General features: G+C 28.8%; 21 protein-coding genes and 1 riboswitch. Of the genes, 18 read left to right on the forward strand and 3 right to left on the reverse strand.

From position 1 onward, the window contains the following. Nucleotides 1-340: 340 nt before the first annotated feature. On the forward strand, nt 341-706 hold the full coding sequence (locus COL3_RS05925) for an arsenate reductase family protein (RefSeq protein ID WP_008418367.1): 366 nt from the start codon (nt 341-343) through the stop codon (nt 704-706). A gap of 123 nt (nt 707-829) precedes the next feature. On the opposite strand, the gene COL3_RS05930 is transcribed toward COL3_RS05925, so the two are convergent. Next, on the reverse strand, nt 830-2,197 hold the full coding sequence (locus tag COL3_RS05930) for an 8-oxoguanine deaminase (RefSeq protein ID WP_008418365.1): 1,368 nt from the start codon (nt 2,195-2,197) through the stop codon (nt 830-832). A gap of 309 nt (nt 2,198-2,506) precedes the next feature. On the opposite strand from COL3_RS05930, the gene COL3_RS28580 reads away from it, so the two are divergent. From COL3_RS28580 to COL3_RS06000, 15 genes are all read left to right on the forward strand, one after another. Beyond that, nucleotides 2,507-2,674, forward strand: coding sequence for a hypothetical protein (locus COL3_RS28580; RefSeq protein ID WP_008418363.1), 168 nt, complete (start codon nt 2,507-2,509; stop codon nt 2,672-2,674). Between the two features lie 255 nt (nt 2,675-2,929). Next, nucleotides 2,930-3,352: a nitrogenase-associated protein gene (locus COL3_RS05935; protein ID WP_008418360.1), complete on the forward strand. Its 423-nt coding sequence runs from the start codon at nt 2,930-2,932 to the stop codon at nt 3,350-3,352. A 147-nt stretch (nt 3,353-3,499) separates the two neighbouring features. Then, nucleotides 3,500-3,670 (forward strand): Spo0E family sporulation regulatory protein-aspartic acid phosphatase, encoded by a 171-nt coding sequence (locus COL3_RS05940; RefSeq protein WP_008418357.1) that lies wholly within the window; start codon nt 3,500-3,502, stop codon nt 3,668-3,670. 255 nt (nt 3,671-3,925) lie between these two features. Beyond that, a complete protein-coding gene (locus COL3_RS05945; protein WP_035282172.1) occupies nt 3,926-4,186 on the forward strand; it encodes a hypothetical protein in 261 nt (86 codons plus the stop codon). A 222-nt stretch (nt 4,187-4,408) separates the two neighbouring features. Beyond that, the gene (locus tag COL3_RS05950; RefSeq protein ID WP_008418351.1) at nt 4,409-5,443 is read left to right on the forward strand and encodes an SH3 domain-containing protein; all 1,035 of its coding nucleotides are present in this window, start codon (nt 4,409-4,411) and stop codon (nt 5,441-5,443) included. 201 nt (nt 5,444-5,644) lie between these two features. Beyond that, nucleotides 5,645-6,565, forward strand: coding sequence for a tetratricopeptide repeat protein (locus tag COL3_RS05955; protein ID WP_008418349.1), 921 nt, complete (start codon nt 5,645-5,647; stop codon nt 6,563-6,565). Then, complete coding sequence (locus COL3_RS05960; RefSeq protein ID WP_008418348.1) at nt 6,558-7,799, forward strand: AAA family ATPase; 1,242 nt, start codon at nt 6,558-6,560, stop codon at nt 7,797-7,799. Before COL3_RS05955 ends, COL3_RS05960 begins: the two co-directional genes overlap by 8 nt. 142 nt (nt 7,800-7,941) lie before the next feature. Continuing rightward, the gene (locus COL3_RS05965) at nt 7,942-8,337 is read left to right on the forward strand and encodes a hypothetical protein (RefSeq protein WP_035282169.1); all 396 of its coding nucleotides are present in this window, start codon (nt 7,942-7,944) and stop codon (nt 8,335-8,337) included. 118 nt (nt 8,338-8,455) lie between these two features. Continuing rightward, nucleotides 8,456-9,505: a galactose ABC transporter substrate-binding protein gene (locus COL3_RS05970; RefSeq protein WP_008418344.1), complete on the forward strand. Its 1,050-nt coding sequence runs from the start codon at nt 8,456-8,458 to the stop codon at nt 9,503-9,505. Nucleotides 9,506-9,624: 119 nt separating this feature from the next. Beyond that, nucleotides 9,625-9,708, forward strand: a riboswitch (cyclic di-GMP riboswitch). Nucleotides 9,709-9,934: 226 nt separating this feature from the next. Beyond that, on the forward strand, nt 9,935-11,149 hold the full coding sequence (locus COL3_RS05975; protein ID WP_008418342.1) for an HDOD domain-containing protein: 1,215 nt from the start codon (nt 9,935-9,937) through the stop codon (nt 11,147-11,149). A 204-nt stretch (nt 11,150-11,353) separates the two neighbouring features. Then, nucleotides 11,354-12,532, forward strand: coding sequence for an extracellular solute-binding protein (locus COL3_RS05980; RefSeq protein ID WP_008418339.1), 1,179 nt, complete (start codon nt 11,354-11,356; stop codon nt 12,530-12,532). 12 nt (nt 12,533-12,544) lie between these two features. Continuing rightward, nucleotides 12,545-14,341, forward strand: coding sequence for an iron ABC transporter permease (locus tag COL3_RS05985; protein WP_008418337.1), 1,797 nt, complete (start codon nt 12,545-12,547; stop codon nt 14,339-14,341). 1 nt (nt 14,342) lies between these two features. Beyond that, nucleotides 14,343-15,455 carry an ABC transporter ATP-binding protein gene (locus tag COL3_RS05990; protein WP_008418335.1) on the forward strand — a complete coding sequence of 371 codons (1,113 nt, stop codon included), beginning with the start codon at nt 14,343-14,345 and terminating at the stop codon, nt 15,453-15,455. Nucleotides 15,456-15,580: 125 nt separating this feature from the next. Continuing rightward, on the forward strand, nt 15,581-16,339 hold the full coding sequence (locus tag COL3_RS05995) for a PHP-associated domain-containing protein (protein WP_008418333.1): 759 nt from the start codon (nt 15,581-15,583) through the stop codon (nt 16,337-16,339). Between the two features lie 19 nt (nt 16,340-16,358). Continuing rightward, the gene (locus tag COL3_RS06000; protein WP_008418330.1) at nt 16,359-17,198 is read left to right on the forward strand and encodes a MurR/RpiR family transcriptional regulator; all 840 of its coding nucleotides are present in this window, start codon (nt 16,359-16,361) and stop codon (nt 17,196-17,198) included. 276 nt (nt 17,199-17,474) lie between these two features. On the opposite strand, the gene COL3_RS06005 is transcribed toward COL3_RS06000, so the two are convergent. After that, a complete protein-coding gene (locus COL3_RS06005) occupies nt 17,475-18,077 on the reverse strand; it encodes a hypothetical protein (protein WP_008418328.1) in 603 nt (200 codons plus the stop codon). A gap of 371 nt (nt 18,078-18,448) precedes the next feature. On the opposite strand from COL3_RS06005, the gene COL3_RS06010 reads away from it, so the two are divergent. Continuing rightward, nucleotides 18,449-19,534: a hypothetical protein gene (locus COL3_RS06010; RefSeq protein ID WP_008418327.1), complete on the forward strand. Its 1,086-nt coding sequence runs from the start codon at nt 18,449-18,451 to the stop codon at nt 19,532-19,534. 180 nt (nt 19,535-19,714) lie between these two features. Next, nucleotides 19,715-20,626 carry a DMT family transporter gene (locus COL3_RS06015; RefSeq protein WP_008418325.1) on the forward strand — a complete coding sequence of 304 codons (912 nt, stop codon included), beginning with the start codon at nt 19,715-19,717 and terminating at the stop codon, nt 20,624-20,626. 141 nt (nt 20,627-20,767) lie between these two features. Here COL3_RS06015 and COL3_RS06020 read toward each other — a convergent pair whose 3' ends face one another. Beyond that, nucleotides 20,768-20,980, reverse strand: coding sequence for a hypothetical protein (locus COL3_RS06020; protein ID WP_008418323.1), 213 nt, complete (start codon nt 20,978-20,980; stop codon nt 20,768-20,770). Nucleotides 20,981-21,071: the final 91 nt, after the last annotated feature.

Below are 21,071 nucleotides of genomic sequence, written 5' to 3' on the forward strand. Positions count from 1 at the left end.
CTTGAAAGATATTTAGACAATACAGGGTATTTTTATAGTTAATTTTAATTTAAGAAAAAATAATTAATGATGAAAAAAAACCCTGTAAAAGGGGTCAAGGGGTAAATAAATAATAATTTGAGAAAAGAGAATCTATCATAAAGGCATTATTATTATATGAATATTTATTTTAAATAATACCAAGTATTAAAAGAATAGATATATTATATAACTGCTTCGATAGGTCTCACGATACACGTTCTTTGAAGCTATATCAAATGATATATAGGTGGAAAGTGTGTTATAATTTACTTGTAATAATTAATAATCACATTAATTGAGAAGAGAAGGAGGAAAACTAATGGCTTATTTATTTATTGAATATCCTAAATGTACAACTTGCAAGCGTGCAAAAAAATGGTTAGATGAGCATAAGGTTGAATATGAAGATAGACATATAGCTGAAAACAATCCAACAGCTGAAGAGCTTCTAGAATGGATTAAGAAAAGTGGATTGCCTATTAAAAAATTTTTTAATACTAGTGGAACTTTATATAAAGAAATGAATTTGAGTAAGGAACTTGCATCCCTTTCAGAAGAAGAACAGATTAAGTTATTATCAACTAATGGAATGCTGGTTAAGCGTCCTATTGTGGTTGGAGAAGATTTTGTATTAGTAGGCTTTAAAGATGAAAGCTTATGGGAAGAAACTCTTGTTAATCGCTAAATTATATATTTTTAAACAATGAAATTTCAACCACAGAAATTTTTCGGTGGTTGAAATTTTGAACTATTAATGAATGATGTGAAAAATATCTTTTAGAGAAAATATTTAAAAGTTAAATTATCATCATTTCTTGGACCTTTGGTAATTAATTATATCTTCAGCTATGCTATGAGCAGTCTTCCTAATTTCAGCTGTATTCATAGTAATAAGCTGTCCATCTTTTGATACTACTTTTCCGTTAACAATAGTCATCTTTGTATAACTTGAATTTCCAAGGCACACAAGTGAAACAAGAGGGTCATGGCAGCCGGCATATTCTACACCGTTTAAATCAAATAATATTATATCAGCGGCCTTTCCAGAATCAAGTCTTCCGGTATCAGGTCGGCCTAAAACATCTGCACCGCCTCTAGTTGCAATTTTTAATATTTCATATGCATTAAGGCCTTCAGTACCATATTTTAAGTGATTAAGAAGGTATGCACGTCTAACTTCTTCCCACATGTTAGAACCATCATTACTTGCACTTCCATCAACTGCTATACTGATGCTCCCACCTTTTCCATATATATCAGAAGTTCTGCAAATACCACTATTAAGTTTCATATTTGAAGAAGGGCAGTGGGCAATACCAGAACCATTTAATCTATCTATTTCTGCATCGCTAAGGTATATACCATGGGCATACCAAACATCTGGACCAACCCATTCAAGATCTTCCATAAGCTCAAATGGTCTTCTACCGTACTTTTCAATACAGAATCTTTCCTCATCAAGAGTTTCAGCAAGATGGGTATGAAGCATAACCCCTTTTTTTCTAGCCAAATTCTTAGTTTCAACCATTAGATCTTTAGTAACCGAAAAAGGTGAACACGGTGCAAGAGCTATTCTTGTCATTGCAAATTCACTTATATCGTGATATTTGTTTATAAGTCTTTCACTATCTATTAATATTTTATCTTCAGTTTGAACAACAGACATTGGAGGAAGACCGCCTTGATCTCTGCCTAAGGACATAGAGCCTCTTGTTGCGGTAAAGCGAATTCCGATTTCTTGAGCTGCTCTTATTTGATCATCAATCAATGTATGTGGCTGGTTATTTGGAAAAACATAATGATGATCTGAAGTTAATGTGCATCCAGTTCTTAAAAGCTCACTGAAACCTACTAAAGCGCCATAATAGACAGCTTCTGGGGTTATATTTTCCCAAAATTCATAAAGCCCTATAAGCCATGGAAATAGTGGTTGTTCCTGAACTTCTTTAATTCCTCTAAAGAGAGTTTGATATAAATGATGATGAGTATTTACAAACCCAGGCAAAGCTATAAGTCCAGTGCAATCAATTACTTCAGTTTCAGAGGGGACGTCAAGGTTAGTTCCGATTGAAATAATTTTAGGGCCTTCAATTAATATGTCTACATTCTCAAATACTTCTTCTTTGTCATTAAAGGTTATGACCTGCCTAATATTCCTTAAAAGCAAAGTTTTCATTATAAAATCCTCCTTAAAATAAAAAAAACACCTTGAAATGAGTAATTTCAAAGTGGTTAACTCTACACTGTTTAGTTGAAATATAAAATTAGATTTTTTCTTGATATTATAATATCAATTATTTAACGATTTGTATAGTTTTTTATTAACTGTTATTAAAAAAGGGAATTCGTGTCAATAATATAGGAAAACTTAATTTCTTAAATATTTTAATGATAATGTTTACAAAAATCATGAAAAATTAATTATTTTAATAATAAAATCACAAGAAATTAATATTATCATATATTTATAAAAGAGGTGAGAGAAATGGGAAATATAATTAAAATAAATATGTACGCAGAAATGAAAAGAAAAAAGAACGCTAAGTTAGATATAAAAACAATAGAAGATTTTATTATAGAATATAACAGATGGTTAAAGAAAAACAATAGTGAGGACAAGATAGAGACTTATGAAAAATTTTTACAAGTATAAATATTTTTAGTGGTAAATTAAGTGAAAATACTTAGTTTACCTTTGCTTTTTCTACATAGATTATTGATGGTAAAAGTCTGCAAGGCATAGATTCACTAGTTACTGAAGTCTAATCCCTAAATTCATAAAATTATAAATAAGACTTCTAATCTCTATATTATAATATTCGTGAATTGACATTTTAGGAATACTGTGTAAGTTTATGATATAATTTAACAAATAAGAAAATGTAATTATTGTAGGAGGAGAAGTTTTATGGCTCATATAATTTTTTATACTAAACCAGGTTGTAAAGGTGGCGCGCGTCAAAAAGAATTGCTTTTATCATCAGGCCATACTGTAGAGGAACGTTCTATATTTGATAAAATATGGACCCCAGAAACATTAAAGCTTTATTTAGAAAAACTTGAACTTAAAGATTGGTATAACAAAAATGCTCCAGAAGTTAAAGCTGGAACGGTAATCCCCGGAGAATTATCTATTGAAGATACCTTAGATCTGCTATGCAGTAAACCAATATTAATAAAGCGTCCCCTTATGGAAATTGAGAATCAGTTAATAGCTGGTTTTGATGTAGAATTTCTAAAAGGAATAATAGAATTGAAAAATATTCCCCATGAGGATTTAACAGAATGTCAAATGAATTCCAATAATCATAAATGTGATTCAATTATTTAATAAGGTAATGAGGAAGCAATAAGAATAATAGAATAAAAAAGTAAAAGTCCCTCTGAGGGTTTCAGAGGGACTTTTCATGTAACAAATGATACAGCCAAATATATTACCAGAGTATTATACTAATAAAAAAGCGAGAGGTGATATAATTTGGTAAATTTAGAAGAAACCGAGCAGGCGATTTATAGAATGAGAGAAGCGTTACATAAGATTATAGATAATGGAGAAAAACTAATAGATAAACAAGTAATTATAGCGAGTGAAAATTTAAACCATGTGCTGAATGAATATTACAAATTACTTAAGAAGAAGATAAAATAGTTGTCTTAAGAATCCTAGATATAGATAGGGTTCTTTTATTATAATATATTAAATTGAAAGGTAGTATGTTATAAAGATTTTGTTATTACTCATGAACTTCAAAAATATTAAAACATAGGTATTCGATTAATTATAGATATAAAGGCTGTAATCTTAATTTTTTTGTAATAGTTTCTTAAAAGAAGGTTAATATATTTGCCAAAAAGTTGTCAAGAATTAATAGTAAGATATTTATTGGAAAGGGGAACGAAAATTATGGCAAAAGAAAGTTATGATTTAAAAATAAGAGAATCGGTCACAAGTGAAGATAAACAAATACTGAAAAGAGCATTAGATGGTATAAATGGATGGAACTTTAACCCAATAGCAGTAGTTACTAATGGAGAAGAGGATTATTATTTTATATGTAAGGTAAAATCAGTGATAAAAAATCTGCAAATGAAGATGGCTAAGGTTTATATAAAAATTCAAAAAGATAATGAACCTAGGTTATTATCTATAGAAGAAATAAGTTAAAAGCGTACTACATTTAATGCTAGTAAGGAAAATTGGAGAGGATAAAATAGAATAACATGAAAACATTTTATGGGAATAATTTATAAAAAACAGTAGTGAGGGAAAGATAACTACTGTTTTTATTTTGTGATTAAATTAAGGTAATTTTAAGGTGTTATAATTCAAAACTTGTATTATTATGTGGTAAAATATAGATATATTATAATAGGAGGCTTTAGTAGAATGAAAAGAAATAAAATATTTCTAAGTTTACTTAGCTTATTAATTGTTGCAAACAGTGTTTTGGTTGGCACAGTTAATGCAAGTGCAGCTACATTAGATCAAAGCACAACTAAAGAAAAAAATAGAGCATATGTATATAATCCAGAGCTTCAAATTGATTTAAAAGTAAGACTCGCTCCAAGTTTGGATGGGACTGTAGAGGGTTATTTATATAATTTTGAAAATGTTCAAATATTAGATACTATAAATGCTAATGGTTCTGCATGGGATAAGATTATCTATAATAATAATATTGCCTATGTGAGTGATGCATACATACAGCATTATGTGTCTCCAAGTGATGATGTAGTTAATGTTGCAGAAAATATTAGTAAGCATTTTGAAGTTGGAAATTCTAATCAAATTGCAGGAAATTTTGATGGGCAAGGTTTATCATTAGGGTATCTTCAATGGTGCATAGGTCAAGGAACTTTGCAGCCACTTCTTAATAGAATGGATAGGGAATATAATTCTGAAATGAGAAGTATTTTTGGAAGTGACTATGATAGTATTCATAAAATGCTGCTTGATAATAAAGAAAATCAACTTATATGGGCTAAGTCTATAAATGATTCTGCAAATACAATTATGCAGCCTTGGTATTCCCAGTTTGTTAATTTATGTAATAGTCCACACTTTATAAGTATTGAAAGTGATGCTGAAGCATATAAAGTTGGACAAGCGATGCTTATTTGTAATAAGTACAATTTAAAAACAGTGAGGGGCTTTGCTTTAGCTTTTGATATAGCAGTTCAGAATGGAAGTGTTAGTCCAGAGGCGGCTAAAATAATTGATGCTGATATTGTACAAAAGCCTAATATGCCTGAAAAAGATTTGCTAAAGGTAATTGCTAATGCTGTAGCAGATACTTCAGCTAGTATTCCTGAGGATATCCGATTACGAAAAATGGCTATGGTAAATGGTAATGGAGCTGTTCATGGGGTTATATTAGATTTAGATAAAAACTACGGATTAAGTGATAGTACCTGGAGGTAAGATACTTAGTAAATGTAAGGAGCATATCATGTTTGATACAGCTCCTTTATTTTTATTTCATAAATTATGATTAATTTACATATTTATCTACAAAATTAATTAGTATATAATTATATAAAGTGAATTATTTAATAAAATTGGCGGTAAACAAAATTATACGGAGGTATGATGCAAATAGAAAGTTGAAAGGTGATGTGTTGCTTGGAAATTGAGAAAAATGAGGAATTAGCAAGGCATTATATGCGAATAGATAAATGTGAAAAGGCACTTATGGAAATTGATAAATTACTTTCAAAGAAGCCTCAAAACGGGTATTATTTATATTTACGTGCAAGCTGTCTTAACGATCTTAATAGGTATAATGAAGCACTTGTAGAAATAAAAAATGCATTGAATGAAGGTTATTCTATAGAAAATTGTAATAGTATTATGGGAATAATTTATTGGAATAAAGGTAATTACTCTGAAGCTAAAAAATGCTTTGAAGAAGTATTAAGACTTAATTCTAATAATGCTTTAGCCTTAGCCAGATCTGGTTATATGCAGCATAAATTAAATAGTAAGATAGACTGTGAACAGATTATGGAAGATGCATATAGATTAGCACCTACTAATACAAAAGTACTTCATGTGGTTTTTAATTATTATAAAGATAAAAAAGATAATAAAAAGTTGAAAGAAATTTTAGAAAAATATTTAGAGCATAGTGATAATGAGTTTGATAAACTAGTAAAGCTTGGAGATTATGAATTTTCTATAAAAAAATATAAAAAAGCGAAGGAATATTATAAACAAGCATTTTTACTTGATCCAAACAAAAAATATCTTCATAAAAAAATTACACTGATTGATTTAAGATATTTCACACTTGGGTTGCCAGCCAATAAAGTTGGGAAAGTTTTAAGGTATTTATTTTTGGGATTGTTTATTATAACGATGATATATGCTATTGTTGATTCTAATTTTCACTTTAATAATATTATAGATGCAGATATTGTATTTAAAATTCTTTACATGTTGGTTGGATTGTTTATAATTTTAGGGTATTTATTGAGGTTTTATGTTTCTATTTATAATAAGATTTATAAATTTGTGATGAAAAGGAGAGGATTGGATGAATAAAATAGATTTAATTAAAAAAATAGTTGAAGCCAATAAAGAAGATGCAAGTTCATGGTATCTTTTGGGGATAGAATACAAAGAGGTTGGACAAGTCAAAGAAGCTCTCTCTGCTTTTACGGAAGCTCTTAAATATTGTACTGATGAGATAAAAATAAAAATAATAGATGAACTTAGTTCGCTAAAAATAGGAGATTCTGTTGAAATAAAGGGTACTTCAAAAATTGATGATTCTATAAGGGTAGAAGAAACACAAAATCAAGAGGGAGAAAATGAACCAAAGTCACCAAAACTTGAGCTCGTAAAATTGCAAAGTGAAGAAAATGTGGGAAATAATATTATTTCATTTGAAGCAAAGAAAACTTTAAATAATAATGAAAATGTCACTTTTGATGATGTTGGAGGACTTAGTGAAGTAAAAAAGGCTATTTCAATGAAAATAATTAAGCCTTTTGAAAATCCGGGTTTATTTTCGATGTTTAATAAGAAAATAGGGGGTGGAGTTTTGCTTTTTGGACCTCCAGGCTGTGGAAAAACTTTTATTGCAAAAGCAACGGCAGGAGAATGTAAAGCTAAATTTATTAATGTACATATAACAGATATCTTGGATAAATTTATTGGAGAAAGTGAGAAAAATATAAGATTAATGTTTGAAGAAGCTAAGATGAAAAAGCCGTGTGTCTTATTTTTTGATGAAATTGATACTTTAGGTTATAGCAGGCTTAAATTATCTTCACAATATCTTAGGGGAGTAATAGATCAATTCTTGTGTGAAATGGATGGATTGGATTCATCAAAAGATAAAGTTATGATAATGGGGGCCACTAATACACCATGGGATATAGATGCTGCTTTTAAAAGACCAGGAAGATTCGATAGAGTAATATTTGTTGAACCACCAGATAAAGAGGCAAGAAAAGTTATTTTTAAACTTAAACTTGAAGGAAAACCAATAGAGGATATTGATTATAATGTACTTGCTCAAGGGACAGAATTATATTCGGGTGCCGATATTGAAAATGTTGTTGATATGGCAGCAGAAAAAGTTATTGATGAAATAATGGAAAGTGGAATAGAAAGAAAAATAACTCAAAAAGATTTAATAAGCGCAATCAAACAAACACATCCATCTACAATAGAATGGCTGAAAACAGTTAAAAATTACATTACGTATTCAAATCAAAGCGGTTTTTATGATGATGTAAAGAAATATATTTCATCAGTTAAGAATATATAAATTATAAATAACCACAAAATATAATATTTAGTAATCTTGAAACAAGATAAATATGATATTTAGTAAGTTAAATCCAATAGATGAAATTTTTATATTAAACTTTATTGAATAAGAAGAAGTTTTAAGAAAAATGGGGTATAAAATGCAAAAAGATAAAGTATTAACATTTACGAAGGTTCTTTGTATTTCAGTTGTAATTGGAGCAATAATTTCACTTTTTATTGTTTTGAAGGATATAGACAATAGTATTGCACTAAGTTTCTTGAAGGCGTATGTATTTTTAGTGTTTTTTATAAATGTATATATTCCGATAATTACTATTTATAATATGAGGAAGTTAAAATGGAATGAAATAAAAAATAGATTATTTAGGTTTATTACTATATTGATTATATTTAGTGTATTAAGTATTTACCGTTATTATACTAAATCACTAAGTTTAGATACTGAGTTATTTAAAGAATTAATTTTTCCTTTAGTTTTATCATTCTACATTACTTTTTTTGATATAGTCTTTTTAAGACGTAGAAAAAATTAGTTAGTTTAAATGAAGCTGAATATTTATAATAGGTTTAATTAAAAAATGAAATAATGTAATATTACAATTTAATACTGATAATACTATTACTACTTAGAAGTGAAAGAGAGGGTTTTTAATGAAAACACTTAGAAGGATAATAGTAATTTTAGAGATTGTAATTATTATGTTTTCAACAATATTAATGGATAACAATATAAAAGTTAATGCTAAAACAAATCAATTTAGAGAAAGACCTGTATCTGTAGATGTGGTGTTATATAACTTTGAAGATAAATTCATTTCTTTAGTTAGGCAAAGTTTAGAGGAGATTCAAAAACAAAATCCGGGAAAAGTCGAATTTAAATTTTTTGATGGAAAAGGAAACCAAGCAATACAAAGTGAAGTTATTGATAACATCATTAGAAATGAGAGAGTAGATTTTTTGTTGGTAAACTTAGTTAATACTCAGGCTACAAAAGAAGTTATTGATATGGTGAAGAGTAAGGATATTCCAGTAGTTTTTTTTAATAGGGAGCCAGTTGCAATAGATCCCATAAAAGCATATAAAAAATCTTATTATGTAGGTACAAATGCAAAAGAAGCAGGTTCACTGCAGGGAGAAATCTTAATAAACTTATGGAACAATGATAGAAGTTTTATTGATAAGAATAATGATGGAATTTTGCAATATATTATGCTGCAAGGAGAACGTAGCAGTATAGAAGCTCAGGAAAGAACACAATACTCTATTTTATCACTTAATAAGGCAGGAATAAAAACTGAGCAGCTTGCATTAAATGTTAGCAATTGGAGACGTGACATGGCTAGAGATGCTATAAATTCATTATTTTTGCAATACAGCACAAGGATAGAAGCAATAATTGCTAACAATGACGAAATGGCAATAGGTGCTATTGAAGCCCTACAAAGTCATGGGTATAATATGGGAGACAAAACAAAAACCATACCTGTTGTTGGTGTGGATGCAACAGAGGAAGCTCAAGAGCTAATAAAGAAAGGATATATGGCAGGTTCTGTTATACAAAATCCAGCTGAAATGGCACAAGCTATTTACGCAATAGGATTAAATTTATTTCAAGGAAATGACCCTCTTTATAATACCCAATATAAATCAGATGAGACAGGAGTTGCTATTCGGTTACCCTACAAGAGGTATATAGCTTAATAATAAAGTTGAAACATATAATAAAATTAATATTTTTTTTAATAATCATTGTCCTTGATTTTATTTCGATTTAATGATAATATTTCATATATATCAAAAAATAATATTTAAAGTAAAATATTTGAATTGGAAGCTGTGAAAAATTCTCTTTATTTGGGCACTTTGAGAATTTAGAGCTAATTGTGCAACCGACCAGTTAAAACTAATCAGAGCGTAGATTAGTTTTAATTGGTTTTTTTATACCAGAATTTAGGTATATAGATATAATGCAATTTAATTTATAACAATGTATACAAGTATAGATAAAACTTAAAAGTGTATTAACAATGAAGAGATTTTTATTTCCTAGAAGTAAAAGACATTCTATGATGACGCTTGTAAGGAGAAGTAAAGGGATCAACTAAATATTAATGAAAGGAATGATTTGTTATGGATATTTTTGTAGCAAGACAACCTATATTTAACTGTGATAATAAAGTAGTTGCTTATGAACTTCTATTTAGAAATGGGCAGAATAATTTTTACGACAATATTGATGGAAATAAAGCGACACTAAATGTTATAGCAAATTCATTTTATGCATTCGATTTTAAAAGTATTACAAGTAATAAAAAAGGATTTATAAACTTTACAGAGGATTTGATAAAAAATGAAGTAGCAACAATACTTCCAAGCGATGATGTTGTTATTGAAATTTTAGAAAATGTAGAGCCAACTGACGAAATAATAAATGCTTGTAAAAAGCTTAAAGAAAAAGGATTTATTTTAGCTTTGGATGATTTTGTATTTGATAAAAAATATATAAGTTTAATAAAAATAGCTGATATTATAAAAGTAGATTTCATGATTACTAAGGGATACGAAAGAAAAAAGATATTTGAATTGCGAAAGGTAAATGAAAAAATAGAATTTTTGGCTGAAAAGGTTGAGAGCGAAGCAGAGTACAATGAGGCTTTAAAGTTGGGTTACACATATTTTCAAGGTTACTATTTTAGCAGACCGGTAGTATTATCAACAAAAAAGATTCCAACTAACAAAGATACTGCCTTAAATATATTTAAAACAATAAATAAAGAAGAATTTGATTTTAATGAGTTGGAAGCATTAATAATGAAAGATGTTGGATTATCGTATAAACTTATTAAACTAATTAATTCATCAGCATATTCTCTAAGAAATAAAGTAAATTCTATAAAGTTTGCTCTTACACTTTTGGGTAAGAAGGAAGTTATAAAATGGCTGAATATAGTTTTATTGAATGATTTAAAAGGAGATAATACTGATGAGTTAGTAAAAATTTCACTGCAAAGAGCTAAGTTATGTGAATTTATCTGTAGCATGAGTAAATATAGAGAAAAAAGATATTCAGCATATATGGTAGGTTTATTCTCAGTCATTGATGCAATTTTAAATTGTCCTATAGATGTTATCATAAAGGAACTCTGCATATCAGATGAAATCAAAGAAGGATTAATTGATGAAAATTCTCCTTTAAATAAAATACTAAAGCTGGCAATTGATTACGAAAAAGGCCGATGGGAAAATATTATGACTTGTGCTAAAGAAATGGAAGTTGATCAAAAGAAACTTGCAGGTGCATATATGGAATTTATAAAATGGACAGATGATGTAGTAAATTATTAAAAAAAGAAGGTAGGTTGGGTATTAATACTCAGTTTACCTTTTTTTCTTGCGTAATTATCTTTGTTGTATTCTGATAGTTTTTTATCATATAAAGTATTAGTGATATTTTTTTACCAGAATCAAACTTATATTTAATACAAAGTTAACAATATTACTATATATTCAGATTATGGAATTAAAGATAGGTTTTGGAGGTATATTTTAATGAAAAAAAGATTTTTGTCAAAAAGACTCATGGTATTAATATCAGTTTTAATTATTTTAAGTACTGCTATTTCTGGGTGCAGTAAAAATGTATCTACTGTAGCTAATAAACAAGAAACAAATGCAAGTATTACAAAAGAACCATCAGTAGATGAATTATATGAAAAAGCAAAACAGGAAGGAACTGTTGTAGTATATTCTACTTCGGCTCGTGCCAATGATGCGAAAAAGACTTTTGAAGCAAAGTATCCGGGAGTTAAGGTGGAAGTTAGCAAGCTTAAGTCTGATGAGATTATGAATAAGGTCATTAGTGAAGAGGATGCAGGCACTTACAATCCAGATGTAATTATTACAAAAGAGGTTAGTGGTGCAGTTGAAGAAGAAATGGTTAAAAACGGCCGTTATTTGAGATATTTACCTGAAGATATAGCAGCACATGTTGATGAGCCTTTTAAGACTAAATCACCAGGTTATGCAAATTATCTTGAATTTAGAACTGTTTTTTATAACACTGACGATTTTAAGGAAGCTCCTATTAAAAATTGGTGGGACTTAACTACTCCAGAATGGAAGGGAAAGATTTATGCAGTAGATCCGTTAAATTCGCCAGCATTTATGGATTTGTATACAACTATGGTTATTAATAGTGATGATATGGCAGCTGCTTATAAAGAGAAATTTGGAAAAGACGTAGTTCTTAATGGAACTGAAAATGCAGGTTATGAATTTATTAAAGAATTATTTGCAAATGGACTTGTTGTACTTAAGGGAAGTGATGATGTTCTTGATGCAATTTCAAAGACTGGCAATAAAGCTGTTGGAATATCAGTTTCAGGAGATATGAGCAAAATTCAAGAAAAAGGATGGCATGTATCTGCAATTTATGATTTGAAACCAAAAACTTCAGTACCAGACCCAGGTTATATTTATTTAGCTAAAAATGCTCCTCATGAAAATGCCGGTAAATTATTTATGCGTTGGATAATGGGAGAAGCAGATGGTAAAGCAGAAGGTGCTGATCAGTTTAATGCTGTAGGTTCTTGGGTGCCACGTAATGATATACAATCCAAAAACAATATTAAATATGAAGATTTAAAACTTTGGGATTTTGATGGAGATAAATTGTATAAGGAATCACCAAAGCTAAGGGATTTTTGGATTAAGCAGAGTAAAAATTAGGAGGTTAAATTTTTGAAGGTCGGCATTAATAACAAAATTAAAAACTTTTTTAATAATCCAATAAACATAGTTACATTAATTGCTCTTGCATTTCTTGCCTATACAGTACTTGTTCCTCTTTTTAAAATGATTAATTCAACATTTCTGTGGAAGTCTGAAGATATTCGCTTTGCAGCAGAGGCAATTCCCGGTGAGTTTACGTTATATCATTGGCTGAGAGTTTTATATAGCGATATTAGTGATTCTCTATTCTATGGGCCTTTACTAAATTCTCTAGCTATTGGGGTTTCAGTGGCTATAATTTCAATGATCTTAGGATGTGGACTTGCATGGTTAGTAGTTAGTACTGACATACCTTTTAAGCGAGCAATAGGATTTTTAACAATTATTCCTTATTTGTTTCCATCGTGGGTAGCTTCAATGGCATGGCTTGGGATTTTTAAAAATGATAAAATAGGAGGAAGTTTAGGAATTCTTCAAGGATTATTTCATGTTAATCCTCCAGATTGGATAGCTTATGGATTTGTTCCAATAGTTGCATCTCTTAGTATTCATGATAGTATTTATTTCTATTTAATTGTTGGGGCAGCTTTAAGTTCTATGAATAGTCAATTATCAGAAGCAGCTAAAATATCAGGAGCAAATACATTTAAGATATTAAAAAAAATAGTTTTCCCAATAGTACTTCCATCAATTTTATCAGCTTTTATTCTTATTTTCAGCAAAGCTATAAGTTCCTTTGCTGTACCTGAACTACTAGGAGCACCAGTAAAATTTTACACTGTTTCAACAATGCTTTACAGCAGTATGCGTTCACGTATGGTTACCGAAGCTAATGTTTTAAGCTTAATACTTATTGTAATATCTATGGGAACTATAGCTATTAACCAAAAGCTAATTGGAAAGAGAAAAAGCTATGTTACAGTTACAGGAAAAGGGGCTGCTCAAAAGCTTATATCGTTAGGTAAAGCGCGTAATATTGTTGGAGCAGCAATGTTAACTATGCTTGTTTTAATTTCAATACTTCCGTTATTACTTATTTTATTTCAAACATTTTTGCTTAAGGATGGCAATTTTAATTTTAATAATCTGACCTTGCATTATTGGATAGGAGAGTCGATTTATGAAATTAATACTGGTGAGCCTGGAATTTTTCATAATGAAACTTTTCTATTGGGCTTGAAGAATTCATTATATATAGCAATTATGTCCTCAATTATCGCAGCACTTGTTGGTTTGATTTTGGGATATGTCATATCAAGAGGAAAGGGCGCAAGATTATCAAAATTTATAGATCAAATTTCCTTTGTGCCTTATTTAATACCGGGTATTTCACTATCTGCAATTTATATTTCTATGTTTGCAAAGCCAACCTTATTTTTACCAGCATTATATGGATCAATATCATTAATTATTTTAATTACAATTATTAAGGAATTACCTTTTACTACAAGAGTAGGCAGTAGTTCTATGCTTCAGCTGGGAGAGGAATTAGAAGAGGCAGCAAAAATTAATGGAGCAAACTTTTATGAGAGGTTTAAGCGAATAATTTTACCGTTAAACAAGAAAAGCCTTTTTACAAGTTTTTTATTAGTATTTATTGGGGCTATGAAGGAGATGGAGTTAATAATAATGCTTGTAACTCCTAAAACAGAAACGTTAACAACATTAACTTTTTATTATACAGAAAAAGGCTTTACACAGCTGACTAATGCTATATTAATATTTACTATATTAATAATAATATTTGTATATTTTTCAGCAACAGTTTTTGGAAAAATAGATTTATCGAAAGGATTAGGACGTTAAGATGAGTTTTATAGAGCTTAAAAATATAAATAAGTTTTTTGATAATAATCATGTTTTGAAAAACGTAAATCTTACTATTGATAATGGTGACTTTATGACTTTTCTCGGCCCATCAGGTTGTGGCAAAACTACTACTTTAAGAGTCATTGCAGGACTTGAAAAGCCAGAGAAAGGCAGTATATTTTTTAATGGAACAGAAATAGATAATGGAGAAAAAAATTATCACTTAGATCCTTCAAAAAGAGATTTAAGTTTAGTGTTTCAAAGCTATGCTCTGTGGCCACATATGACAGTATATGAAAATATAGCTTTTGGTCTTGAAATGAAAAAAATATCTAAGGGAGAAATTAAAAATTTAGCAATAAAAGCATTAGAAAAGATGCAGATTGCAAATCTAAGTGAAAGATATCCAGCTGAACTATCTGGAGGACAGCAGCAGAGGGTAGCTATTGCACGTGCTATGGTAACAAAACCTAAAATATTGCTAATGGATGAACCGCTTTCAAATTTAGATGCAAAGTTAAGGATTGAAATGAGAAATGAGTTAAAGAAACTTCATCAAGAATCTAACACTACTATTATATACGTTACTCATGACCAGCATGAAGCTTTAACATTATCAACAAAGGTTGCAGTATTTTTTAAAGGAGAAATAGTTCAAGTAGAAAAACCAAGAAATTTATATAAAAAGCCGGCTACATTAGAAGTTGCAGAATTTATAGGGAATTCTTCCCTTAATATTTTAGAGGGAAGATATGAAAATTACGGAGATTATGGTGCTATTAAATCAAGCCTTAAATTATTTAATATTTTGCCTATAGATATTTCACATAAAGAAGTAATACTAACTATTAAGCCTGAGGATATAAAAATACATGAGGAATCGGTTAAGGACTCTGTTAGAGCAACTGTTGCTGCCACTTTTCCAGCTGGACCAGAAACTCTGGTGCAGTTAAAAGTAGGAAATCAATTACTGACAGCTTTGGTAATAGGTGAAGAAGAATTTGAAGTTAATTCAATTATGTGGGTAACTTATGACGATAATAAGGTAAATATATATGATAAAAAATCTGGAAAGCTAATAGAATACATAGAAAAAGTACAGGTATCATAGATTGTGCAATAATAAGCATCAAATAGAGTATTGCGTAGTCATGTTAGATAGAAATATATTAAATTTTAATAATCCACTACTTATTATATACTTGAACATTAATTATAGAGGGAGAATAAATAAATATGAAAATTGACTTTCACTCACACGTTAAATTATCTAAGAAAACTAATTTTTCAATAGATAATTTCAGAGAACTTATAAAGGAAGCAAAAGAGGAAGGGTTAACAGCGATTACTATAACTGAACATTTTAATACATTAAACTTTCCTGAGGTTTATGATACCTTGGATAAGAATTATGAATATAAAGATGACTATTATGATATTGATGGGTTTAAGGCTTTTACAGGCATGGAAGTAGACGTGAAAGAGAACGGACATGTATTGATAATAGGAAACCTTAGGAATATTAGAGAAGTACGAGAATATTTAAATGATTATGATTCAAAGGAATCATTTATTTCACTTAAGAAATTATTTGGATTATGTGAAACCTATGATATGCTGATTATAGGCTCACATCCTTTTAGAGAAGATCATCCTTTATATAAGGCAGAGCCTGAATTATTAAGCAGATTTAATGCCTTTGATTTAAATGGTAAAGATTTATTTACATATGGAATTGAGGAAATGAGTAAAAAGGTAAAGGAGCTAGGGGAAGAATATAATGTCCCTATTGTTACTGGCAGCGATACTCATCAGTATTTACAGATTGGAAGTGTCATGACAGCATTTGAAAAAGAATGCAATACAGTTAAGGAAATAAAAGATGAAATAAAGTGTGGAAGGTATGAAATATCTGTTTCACCACATTTAAATATTAAAATAAAAGCGGCAACTATTATTAAAAGTATTCTAAAGAAACAGTTAGAGGCTAAATAGAGATTAGGGAGGAATTTTAGTGGTAGACTTAAATTCAGCAGAAAAAAATTTTTCGGAGAACCATAAAAAAATTGCAAATTATATTATGCAAAAGATAGACGTAATACCCTTTATGGTAGAACAAGATTTAGCTAAAGAGTGTAATGTAAGTGTTTCTTCCGTATCACGTTTTTGGAGAACAATCGGCTTTAAGAATTTCAAAGAGTTTAAAGAGCATTTGAAGGAACAAACCACATTTTCACCTGCATCTAAGATAAAAACTGCTTTTGATAAAATGGATAGTTATAATGAAATCTCGGATTCTATTATGTCAGGAGTAAATTATATTAAGGAAACTGTTGACCATTTGGAGGATAAAGGATTTAAAAATATAATTTCAGCAATTAATGAATGCAATACATTACATATTTATGCATCGGGACCAGCAGTATGTTTATCTTCTTTATTAGAATTTAGGTTAAGGCGTTTTGATTTTAAGGTTAATATTCTAACAGGTAGTGGACATGAGTTATTTGAGGACTTAATTCACATAAAGCCTGAGGATGTTATACTTATTTTTGGGTTTGTTCATGAATCTCCAGAAATAAAAGTTTTATTTGATATAGCAGAGAAAATCAATTGTAAAACTATATTAATTACAGATTTGATGGTAAGCCCGATGTTAAATAAAGCCACATATCATATTTATGCAGCAAGAGGTGAACTTTGGGAATTTCACTCAATGGTGGCACCCTTTGCATTAATAGAAAGCATAATTGTTGCAGTAGGAAAAGAACGTAAAGAAAATGCATTAAATAATCTTCAAAGGCTCCAAGAATTAAGAAACACTTATGTAAAGCTATTGCCTAAAAAAGTATAACTTCTATATTTAGCCTTATCTGCATAGATTAGACTTATTAATTTCGTAGTTATCTATATAAGTAAACAAATTATTAGATTGAAATTATACTTGAAAATATATACCATGCCAGAAAGAAAGACTAACTATTTTGCGCAGTGTTGCATTGGGAATAGGATTGTAGGATTTCTTTATTAGAAATCCTCAATGCTATTCTCTAGCAACCGAGCAACATGGTTAGTCTTTCTTTCGGTCGGTTATATTCATAAATATAATTTATATTTTGGTTATCTTTATCTATTCTAAAAATACTTTGAGTACATTGACTACTGCATCATTATGTTCTGTATTAGCTATTACTGTAAGTATTTTATCATCAGAATCTGAGTGTATGTCTTTTAAAATATTCAAGTCTTTTATTTCTATACCATAGGTGCCATTTTTACCTGAGTCGTCAGCTTTTTTTATTAATTTATGGTTTTTAATTGGTAAATCAGAAAAACCATTAAGAGAGTCTAAGTCTAAGAACATATTAGAAGAAAAATTCTGTTCAAAGAATTCTTTACTTACAATTGCAATATCTACTTGTTTAGTTGAAATGTATACCATATCAAAATGTGAATCAAAATTAATAATAGAATGCTTATCATTATGTAAAACAATATTATTTAGTTTATCAGCTGCATCAGATAATTCTTGCCCGCTAATACCATTATCAATATATTTAATGGTGCAATATGGAACTTTCTTATTTAATTCATCAAAAATAAGAGTAAAGAGTAAAAATAATATGCTTATTATAGCAATTATATGAAGTTTATAGTATGTCCATAAATAATCTATCTTTTCCGAAAAAGACTTATTTTTGAGACCTTCTTTTAAGGTGACGGTACGATCCATTAAAATTCCTCCTAATATTATATGTAGTGTATTTCGAATAAAAGTAATGCACAATTTTTTATAATTGCTAATTAATTATATCATATATTATAAATGTTATGTTATTTAATTATGAAAGAATATATTTTGGTTTCTTGCTTAAACATTCCAACTTCTTTAAGATATTTGAGCATCATAGTTGTACATAGATTTTTCAACTTTTAATGATATAATAATTATATATAAGTTTGCCAATTTTGAAGATGAATGGAGAAAGTATAAATATAAGGTTTCAAAAAGTTACCTGAAATTTATTTAAATATAAAGGATTAGCTTAAAGATAAAATACACTTTGAAAATATAATAATAATAAATGTATTAGGAGGTATAGGATGAAAGATGATTTATTATACTCTAAAAATAAGAAGACTAATAGTAAATTTTCAAGAAATTTTTTAGATAAAAATATAGCTAAAATTAAGCAATTAATTAATCATAGATCGGAAAATTGCAATTCAAAAGAAAATTTAACTTTAGAATATGTAAAAAAGGAATATGAAGAACTTAAAGCTAAAAAGGAAAAATTAGAAAGTTATGAAGATGAGTTATTAAAATATGATGATGAAATAAGAGATATGGATTATTGTTTGTTAAAAGCGAATGATTTAAATTCAGTTATTAGCTGTAAGAAAGATAATTTATCTAAAAGATTTTTAAAATATAAAAGTATAAATATTGATAGTAAAGCTATAAATGCTTTGATGTTCTTTGATAAAGAGAGAGTTATTAGAATAGAAGAAGTTATAAGTAAATTGAATAATAATGAAATATTACTAGAAAAAACATATAAATTAAATAAATTTAGTATTGAAGAAATATGTGATTTATATATAAGTTATGAAGATAATCAATATCAAATAAAGAATGTAAAGCCCTTTGATAAAACAATATCTGGGACTTTAAGTGAAATTACAAATAAATATGAAGAATATCATTTACAAAATAAAGAAATTAGAGAGAAATTTATTGAAGCTTTTTCAGATTCTAAATATGAATTAAATATTGCAAGTCCATGGATGAATAATTATGTAGTTAATGATAATTTAATAAGCATGATGGAAAATTTACTTATAAAAGGTGGAATTATTAAGATTATCTATGGAATAGAGGAAAATAGCTCAATTTATCATATTAAAAAAGATAATAATAGGAATAAGAATATGAATAGTGATAGAATAGCAGAAAAATTAAAAGAAAAATTCAAAGCTTATGGTGATAATTTTAAAATTAAAAAAGTAAATTCTCATAATAAACTTTTAATTTGCGATGAACGTTATTATATGGAGACAAGTTTTAATTTACTGTCTTTTTCAGGAGAATATGATGAAAATTCAAAGGATGTTAGAGATGAAGGGGCAACTTATAGTACTAATATAGAAGTAATAAAAGATTTGAGAAACAGATATTTTAATTTTTAATGTCTATGTAGTACTATAAAAATACTAGTTATTGGTACTTTAGGGTAAGAGAAATGGCTAGTTATGATAATTGATTGAGTTAAGCGAATAAATTATAATGTAGAAAAGCAAAGAGGCGTGAGGAATTTCTTCATGTCTTTTTTATTTTGTAATCTAATAATTATACGGGAGGTGAGCATTATGAAAAAAACGAGAGGTGAATTAATTTTATTATTGGCTACTATGCTGTGGGGAACCTGTTTTGTATTCCAAAAAATGTGCATGGATTATATTGAGCCATACACATTAGGAATGTTACGTTTTTTACTGGGAGGCTTGGCTCTTATTCCTATTATAATTTTTATTACAAAGATAGAGCATAAAAAACAGCCTGAAACCAATGAAAAGGATGGCGGCTTTTTGGATAAACGGCTTTACATTGGAGGAGTATCATGTGGTACTGCTTTATTTGCGGCTGCATCTCTTCAGCAAATAGGGCTTAAATACACAACAGCAGGAAAAGCTGGTTTTTTAACTTCTCTTGAAATTGTATTGGTTGCTATAATAATGATATTTTTAACCAGAAAAGTACAGATTAATACCTTGATTGGAGTATTTCTTGCAGTCCTTGGAATGTATCTGCTTTGCATGGTAGAAGGATTTTATTTAGAGATAGGTGACGCTTATGAACTTGCGGGCACTGTTTTTTGGGCTATGCAGATACTTGCAATAGATAAGTACTCAAAAGAGGTAGATGGAATTAAATTATCATTTGTTCAGTTTATAACAACGGGTATTTTATCGTGCATTTTTATGCTTCTATTTGAAAATCTACAATGGAGCGAGATTAAAAGTGGTGCTGTTCCAATTTTATATACTGCAATAATTGAAGTAGCGGTAGCTTATACATTGCAGATTGTTGGTCAGAAATATACTCCGCCAGTTATAGCAGCTGTTATTTTAAGTTTGGAAGCTGTTTTTTCTGTAATCAGTGGGGCAGTTGTACTTGGTGAAAAGTTATCGGTTAGAGAAGTAATAGGGTGTCTATTTATGCTGGCAGCAGTAGTGATAGCACAGTTGCCAGATCCTAGAGAAGAATCAGAAAAGTCCTGAATTTGACTACATTTATTTTAGGAATAAATTTCTTGGGTGTTTATACTTAATTCCATAATATATTTTTTTATGTCTGTATAAATAATTGATTTAATAGAAAAACAATTATTTATACAGATTTTTTTGTAATAGAAATAAAAGCTATTCACCATTTTCTCTTAATTCGTTAATTTTATTTACTGTCTCTCTATTCTCATTCAAATTATCATTAGTTTCCAAGCCTTGATTGTTCATTTGAGTTAATTCATTTATAGGGGATACTGCAAAGCTAAAAGCTCCCATGTTGGCAGCCTGAGTAATAGAATTTTGAAAGTAGTTTTCAAGGCTGTCTAAGTCTTTATTCTTATCTGACATAATCTCACCTCTTTTGACTTTAGCTTATGTGGGAAAAGATTATATTATTCCTTGGTATCAATAATAATAATAATAATAACTTACATTGGAA

Source organism: Clostridium sp. LS, assembly GCF_002760435.1.
GTDB lineage: Bacteria > Bacillota > Clostridia > Clostridiales > Clostridiaceae > Clostridium.